The sequence below is a fragment of the Micromonospora sp. NPDC049645 genome (assembly GCF_040675155.1).
In the GTDB taxonomy this organism is placed as follows: domain Bacteria; phylum Actinomycetota; class Actinomycetes; order Mycobacteriales; family Micromonosporaceae; genus Micromonospora.
This window is the reverse complement of the sequence record NZ_JBFAOI010000023.1, coordinates 35,131-42,372: the sequence shown is the minus strand read 5'-3', so window position 1 is coordinate 42,372 and position 7,242 is coordinate 35,131. Positions and strand designations below refer to the sequence as shown.

General features: G+C 72.8%; 5 protein-coding genes. 4 read left to right on the top strand and 1 reads right to left on the bottom strand.

Annotated elements, in window-relative coordinates:
• Positions 1-1,108 precede the first annotated feature (1,108 nt).
• The 4 genes from AB0J33_RS29605 to AB0J33_RS29590 all read left to right on the top strand — a co-directional run bounded on the left by AB0J33_RS29605 (position 1,109) and on the right by AB0J33_RS29590 (position 5,629).
• Positions 1,109-2,293: a zinc-dependent alcohol dehydrogenase gene (locus AB0J33_RS29605; RefSeq protein WP_363618151.1), complete on the top strand. Its 1,185-nt coding sequence runs from the start codon at positions 1,109-1,111 to the stop codon at positions 2,291-2,293.
• A gap of 16 nt (positions 2,294-2,309) precedes the next feature.
• A complete protein-coding gene (locus tag AB0J33_RS29600; RefSeq protein WP_363618149.1) occupies positions 2,310-3,239 on the top strand; it encodes an SDR family NAD(P)-dependent oxidoreductase in 930 nt (309 codons plus the stop codon).
• A 107-nt stretch (positions 3,240-3,346) separates the two neighbouring features.
• Complete coding sequence (locus AB0J33_RS29595; protein ID WP_363618147.1) at positions 3,347-4,357, top strand: serine hydrolase; 1,011 nt, start codon at positions 3,347-3,349, stop codon at positions 4,355-4,357.
• Positions 4,358-4,480: 123 nt separating this feature from the next.
• Positions 4,481-5,629 (top strand): MBL fold metallo-hydrolase, encoded by a 1,149-nt coding sequence (locus AB0J33_RS29590; protein ID WP_363618145.1) that lies wholly within the window; start codon positions 4,481-4,483, stop codon positions 5,627-5,629.
• A gap of 33 nt (positions 5,630-5,662) precedes the next feature.
• On the opposite strand, the gene dgt is transcribed toward AB0J33_RS29590, so the two are convergent.
• On the bottom strand, positions 5,663-7,174 hold the full coding sequence (gene dgt / locus AB0J33_RS29585) for a dGTP triphosphohydrolase (protein WP_363618143.1): 1,512 nt from the start codon (positions 7,172-7,174) through the stop codon (positions 5,663-5,665).
• Between the last annotated feature and the right edge of the window lie 68 nt (positions 7,175-7,242).

Genomic DNA, 7,242 nt, shown 5'->3' with positions numbered 1-7,242 from the left:
GGCCCCCGCCCCCGGCTACGGGCGGTGTGCATGTCTCCCTCCGCCGGGGACGGTCGCCCCAGCCCTGACCTCGGTCCCGGTCGCGGGCCCCAGGCGGCGGGCCGCCCGCCGGTCGCGGGCCCCAGGCGGCGGGCCGCCCGCCGGTCGCGGACTCCATGCGGCAGGCCGTCCGCCGGTCGCGGGCCCCGGCGGCGGGCCGCCCGCCGGTCGCGGGGCTTAGTTGCGGGCCGCCCGCCGGTCGCGGGCCTTAGTTGCGGGCCGTCCGCCGGTCGCCCTCTTCCTTGGGTACGGGCGTCAGCCCTCGACCACCGACGTCCCGGGGAGGCCCATCCAGGTCGACCCACCCGAGCCACCCAGCCCCGGTAAGGCCCAGCCCAGGTCGACCCACCCCAGCCCGACGCGACCCGCCCGCCCGCGCCCGCCCAGGCCCCGCCCGACCCACCTCGCCACGGCCAGCGGAGCTACCGGCGCCCCTGCAGCGCGCCGCCGCGTTTCGCCCCCCTTGTCATGAATTGGCGCACCTCTGCTTCGTCAATGGGCTCGCCCTCTGCGTGATCCACTCGGGTTTCAGGAAGTCGGCCTGTCGGACGCCCTCGGATACCGCGACTTTAAGAAACGCGAGTGGATCACGCGGGCGTCGCTCTACAGATGCCCACACACCAGCGCAGCAAAGCGGGCAAGGTGGGCAAGGTGGGCAGATCGCCGTTCGGCGCGAGGGCACACGTTTCGAGTTCGACGCGAGGGCTCACGGTTCGAGTCGGCGCGAGGGCACACGGTTCGAGTTCGACGCGAGGGCTCACGGTTCGAGTCGGCGCGAGGGCACACGGTCCGACGGGCCAAGCGCGCGGACACGGGCCGCCCACAGGGCTGGGGGCGACCGTTCCCGGCGGAGGGATCAAGCCTGACCGCCCGGAGCCGGGGACGGTCGCCCCCAGCCCGCACCGCAACCACCGCCGAGCCAGACGAGCCAGACAAGCCAGACAGGCCGGACAAGTCAGCGGGACGAGCCCACGGGGACAGGGACGACAGGAGCGCGACCCGCGGTCGGTTCAAGTGCCCGAGCCCGGGTAGCAGTCATCCCAGACGGCAGTGAGAAGGGATGACGGACATGAAGGCGCTCACTTGGCAGGGCAAGCGGGACGTACGGGTCGAGGAGGTCCCGGATCCTCGGATCGAGGAGCCGACCGATGCGATCGTGAAGATCACCTCGACGGCGATCTGCGGGTCGGACCTGCACCTGTACGAGGTGCTCGGGCCGTACCTGAAGCCCGGTGACGTGCTGGGTCACGAGCCGATGGGCATCGTCGAGGAGGTCGGGTCGGAGGTGACCGGGCTCCAGCCGGGCGACCGGGTCGTGGTGCCGTTCAACATCGCCTGCGGCAGTTGCTGGATGTGCTCCCGGCAGCTCTACGCCCAGTGCGAGACCACCCAGGTCACCAGCGAGGGCAAGGGCGCGGCCCTGTTCGGCTACACGTCGCTCTACGGTTCGGTGCCGGGCGGGCAGGCCGAGTACCTGCGGGTTCCGCAGGCCCACTTCGGGCCGATCAAGATCCCGGAGACCGGCGCCGACGAGCGCTACCTCTACCTCTCCGACATTTTGCCGACGGCGTGGCAGGCGGTGAGGTACGCGGACACCCCGTCGGGCGGGACCCTGGCCGTCTTCGGCCTCGGCCCCGTGGGGCAGTTCTGCGCACGGATCGGACGTCACCTCGGCGCGGGCCGGGTGATCGGGCTGGACCTGGTGCCCGAGCGGTTGGAACTGGCCCGCCGGCACGGCATCGAGGTGCTCGACGTCAGCGAGTTGTCCGACGTGCCCGGGGCGCTGATCGACCTGGTCGACGGGCGCGGCCCGGACGCGGTGATCGACGCGGTCGGGATGGAGGCGCACGGCTCGCCGGTGGGGAAGCTCGCGCACGCCGCCGTGGGGTTGCTGCCGGACAAGCTGGCCCAGACGATGACCGACCGCGCCGGCATGGACCGGCTGTCCGTGCTGCACGCCGCGGTCAAGGGGGTCCGCCGTGGTGGCACCGTGTCGATCTCCGGGGTGTACGGCGGCGAGGCCGACCCGATGCCGCTGATGGAGATGTTCGACCGGGGCGTCCAGCTGCGGATGGGCCAGTGTCACGTGCGCCGGTGGACCGACGAGATCCTGCCGCTGCTCTCCGGCGACGACGACCCGTTGGGCGTGGAGGACCTGCGTACCCACCGGGTGCCGTTGGCTCGGGCGCCGCAGGCGTACGAGATGTTCCAGAAGAAGGAGGACGGCTGCATCAAGGTCGTGCTCGAACCATGAGTGCGAGGGGTGAGCCGTGAGCCGGGTGGTCGTGATCGTCGGCGCGAGCAGCGGGATCGGCCGGGCGACGGCCCGGGCGTTCGCCGAGCGTGGCGACCGCTTGGTCCTCGCCGCTCGCGCCACCACGACCCTGGCCGAGGTACGCGCGGAGTGCGCCGGGGTCGACGTGCTGACCGTGCCGACCGACGTCACCGAGCCGAACGCGCTGGAAGCGCTCGCGAGCGCGGCGGTCGACCGTTTCGGCGGCATCGACGTGTGGGTGCACACGGCGGCGGTGATGGCCTACGGGCGGTTCGACGAGTTACCGGAACAGGTCTTCGACCAGGTGGTACGCACCGATCTGCTCGGGACCGCCGGCTCGGTGCGGGTGGCGCTGCGGCATTTCCGGGTCGCCGGGGCCGGCACGGTCGTCCTCACCGGCTCGGTCCTCGGGCACATCACCGCGCCGTACATGAGCGCGTACGTGACCAGCAAGTGGGGGTTGCAGGGGCTGGTCCGCACGGTGCAGCAGGAGCTGCGCGACAGCCCGGAGATCCGACTGTGTCTGGTCAACCCGGGCAGCGTGGACACTCCGGTTTACCAGCAGGCGGCCAACTACCTGGGCCGGATCGGGCGACCCCCACCGCCGGTCACCAGCCCGCAGCGGGTGGCCCGGGCCATCGTGGACTGTGTGGATCGGCCGCGCCGGGAGGTCTCGGTGGGCCGGCTCAACGTGCTGCTGCGTGCCGGCTTCACCGTCGTGCCGACGGTCTACGACGGTCTGGTCGGGCCGTTGATGCGGGCGCTCGGCCTCAGTGGACGGTCGGTTGCCCCCCACGATGGCTCGGTGTTCGCGCCGAACCCGGCCGGTGAGGCGGTACGCGGCGGTCACCTTCCCGACCTGCGGCAACTCGTGACCGGACCGGTCGGCGCGGTGGGCGCCGCGCTGCGCCGACGGCTCGGCTGACCCTGTTCGGAACTGTTCGGGACACTTTTGGGGGCATCGTGCGTCGATCAACTCGCCTAGGGTGGTGGGCCAGCAAGCGCTCTGGCACACCACGATCGGGGAGACGATTGACCATCCGACTGAACCGCAGAACGGCACTGGGCCTGGGCACGATGGCCACCGCGGGCACGGTGCTGGGCGCCGCCGCCCCGGCGAGCGCCGCCGAGGCCACCGAGGAGTCGCCGACGACACCCGCCCGGGCCGCCCGTCGGGTCGCCGCCGTTTTCAGCAAGCACAGCGCCGAGGCCGGCGGCAACTGGCAGGCGTACGTCAGCGTCGCCGACCCGGCCGGTACGCCGGTGGTCGCGGTGGAGGCCGACGCGGACCGGCGGATCGAGGCGTACAGCGTCAACAAGATCGCCGTCGCCACGGCGGTTCTCGACAAGGTCGACCGGGGGCTGCTCACGCTGGACCAGCAGGTCGAAGTGAGCGCGGCGATCGTCGTGCCGGGCGGTGACGGGATCTTCAGCCTGGACGGCGCGTACCCGAGCATGGTGACCATCGGGCACGTGCTGGCCAACCTGCTGACCGTCTCGGACGACACGGCGGTGCGGTTGTGCGGGCTGGTCGCCCCGGCCGCCGAGATCAACTCGATCCTGGTCGCGAAGGGTTTCCCGAACACGCAGGTCCAGCCGGTGGCCAACCCGAACCGGTTCTTCCTCGGCACCAGCACCCCCCGGGAGACGCACGACCTGCTGCGCGCCCTGGTCGCCGGGACGCTGCTGTCGCCCGCCTCGACGACGTACCTGTTGGGCATCCTGCGCTCCCCGGTGGCGTTCACCGACGGAATCCGGCGCACGATGTCCTCCGACGAGCGGGCCCGGATCGCCACCAAGGCCGGCTGGTTCGCCGACGCCCGGCACGAGGCCGGCGTGATCTTCGACCGCTCCGGCGCGGCGGTGCTCACCTACGCGCTCTTCGCCGACGGGCAGGCCAACCCGGAGGACTTCGGCGCCACCCACCCGGCGGTGCAGGCGCGGGCCGCCATGGGCCCCAGGTTCCTGGCCGCGGTGGACCGGATCGCGGGCGTGGGCAAGACGTTCCGGATCACCGCCCGACGCCCCAGCAACGGCGGCTAGGGCACCCGCTGAGCTGTCCCGGGTCGGTCGCCGCTGCCGGCGACCGACCCGGCGTGGCGACCACCGAGGCACGGGTCGGTTTGGGTGACTACCGTGTAAGGCGGACACGTCGGAGGGACGGCAATGGCACGAGCGCAGAACACGGACGTCGAACGGTCGCTCGGGCGGCGGATGCGGGGCGCGGCTGGCCTGGCCGCGCTGGCCGGCCTCGCCTGGGTCGCGCGGGATGTGCCGGCGGCGCTGGGCGGTCGGCTCAGTGGGGCGCGGGCGGCACGGGCGGCCCGCTCGCCGCAGTTCCGGGAGGGCACCTTCCACAATCGGGCCGACACCCGCACGATGGTCGCCGAGCCGGGGCGCAACCTGGTCCGCGAGCTGATCTTCGGTAAGCAGAAGCGGCGTCCCACCGCTGCGGTGCCGCTGCTGCGCCCCAGCGCCGGGCCCGCCGGCGCACTGGAGGTCGCCGACGAGCTCAACATCGTCTGGTACGGCCACGCGTCCACGCTGATCGAGATCGAGGGCCGGCGGGTGCTGCTCGACCCGGTGTGGAGCGAGCGGTGTTCCCCCTCGGGGCTGGTCGGCCCCCGCCGGTTGCACGAGCCACCGGTGCGCATCGACGAGCTGCCGCAGCTGGACGCCATCCTGATCTCGCACGACCACTACGACCACCTCGACATGGCGACCGTGCGGGCGCTGCTCGCCGGGCAGTCCGCGCCGTTCCTGGTGCCGCTCGGAGTGGGCGCGCACCTGGACCGTTGGGGCGTACCCGCCGAGCGGATCATCGAGCTGGACTGGTCCGAGTCGTACCGGGTCGCCGGGCTGGAGATCACCGCGACCGCCGCCCAGCACTTCTCCGGTCGGGGGCTGCGCCGCGACGGCACGCTCTGGAGTTCGTGGGTGGTGGCCGGGTCGCGCCGCAAGGTCTTCTACACGGGCGACTCCGGCTACTTCGACGGGTACGCGGAGATCGGCGCCGAGCACGGGCCGTTCGACGTGACGTTGATGCAGATCGGCGCGTACGACCGGGCCTGGCCGACGATCCACATGTTCCCCGAGGAGGCGGTCACCGCCCACCTCGACCTGCGTGGCGGGCTGTTCGTGCCGGTGCACTGGGCCACGTTCAACCTGGCCCTGCACGACTGGTCCGAGCCGGTCGACCGGCTGTGGGCCGAGGCGAAGGCGCGCGACGTGCGGCTCGCCGTGCCCCGCCCCGGCGAGCGGGTGGTGGTCGACGAGCCGCCCGCCGTCGACGGCTGGTGGCAGGCCGTCGCCTGACGTCAGGCAGAAGCAGGCATCGCCTGAGCCAGGTCAGAGGACGAACGCGTCGGTCCAGAGCGCGCCGGACCGGCCGGAGAGCGCGTCCAGCATGGCCACCGCCTGACCGTCGGTGAGCTGCGCGACGAAATCCACGATGGCCCGCCCCCGGGCGCGACCGATCCGGTCCGGGGTACGCGGGTGCAGCTCCGCCTCGGCCAGCTCGACCAGGTCGTGCAGCCGGCGGGGCAGCCGGGACTCCTCCTCCGGGTCGAGCAGCCACTCCCAGAGCGCCTCGACCAGGGTGCCCAGCAGCCGGGCCTGACCACGCTGGTGCAGGGCCAGATCCGGCCGGGCCAGCACGAACCGGTGGTGGACGAACTTGAGCACCTGCACCTCGTGCCACTGCGCGCAGCCCAGCAGCACGTGCCCGGAACGCACCGACGGCTGGTCGGTGACCGTGATCGCCTCGACGAAGCGGGTGGACCAGCGCGCGGAGAACCGGGCCACGTACTGCTCGGCCTCGATCGAGCCGTCGAACGGCATCGCGAGCAGCCCGTCGACCAACTCCTCGCGGACGTGCTCGACGGCGGCGGCGAACGCGTCGTCGTCGGCGATCCAGGCGTCCTTGCGGTGCAACTGCCGACGCAGCCGCTCGATCGCCGCACCGGGTCGCCGGGCCGAGGTGGCCAGCGCCGCGTCGGTGATCGCCCGGAGGTGCCCGCTCTCACGCTGCCAGGCCATCAACTCCGCGGAGACCGAACCCTGCTGGAGCACGCCGACCCGGTAGAAGTCCTCCACGTCGTGGATGGCGTACGCGATGTCGTCGGCGGTGTCCATCACGGACGCCTCCACGGTCTGCTGCCACTCCGCGATGCGGCCGGCGAACGGCTCCCGGGCCTGCCGCAGGTCGTCCAACTCGGTCCGGTACGCGCCGAACTTCGACGAGCCGCTGTCCGGGTCGTCCGGCGGCGGGGTGGCTCCGCGCGGCGGCGGATCCATCGTGCGGGGGTGCGGGTCGGGGTGGTCCAGGCGGGTCCACGGGTACTTCAACATCGCCGCGCGGACCGCCGCGGTCAGGTCCAACCCGGTGGTGGCCGCGCCGCGGATCTCGGTGCTGGTGACGATCCGGTACGACTGCGCGTTGCCCTCGAAACCGTCGGAGAGGCCGAGGCGTTGACGGGCCAGCCGGTCCAGCACCCGCTCCCCCAGATGCCCGAACGGCGGGTGCCCGAGGTCGTGGGCGAGCGCCGCCGCCTCCACCACGTCGGGGTCGCAGCCGCCGAGCTTGTCCAGCAGGTCACGCCACTGCTCGTCGGCGCCCAACCGCTCGGCGACCGCCCGCGCCACCTGGGCGACCTTGAGGCTGTGGGTGAGCCGGTTGTGCACCAGCAGCCCGGAGCCGACCGGGCTGATCACCTGGGTGACACCGCCGAGGCGGGCGAAGAACGGCGAGCCGACGATCCGGTCCCGGTCGGCGCGGAACGGGTTGGCCGTGAGGTCGCCGAGGGCTCGGGCGCTGCCGCCGAAGAGCCGCCGGGCGCGCGGCTCCGCAGCAGATTCCATGATCGCCACGCTAGCGCAGGCCCGGCGGGATCGCCGCCGGTCACCCCGGCCGGGCACGGCGGTTCGGT

Bases quoted from the DNA above. Each gene is read 5' to 3' on its own strand.
- AB0J33_RS29605 (WP_363618151.1), top strand. From the start codon at position 1,109: ATGAAGGCGCTCACTTGGCAGGGCAAGCGGGACGTACGGGTCGAGGAG.
- AB0J33_RS29590 (WP_363618145.1), top strand. From the start codon at position 4,481: ATGGCACGAGCGCAGAACACGGACGTCGAACGGTCGCTCGGGCGGCGG.
- dgt (WP_363618143.1), bottom strand. From the start codon at position 7,174: ATGGAATCTGCTGCGGAGCCGCGCGCCCGGCGGCTCTTCGGCGGCAGC.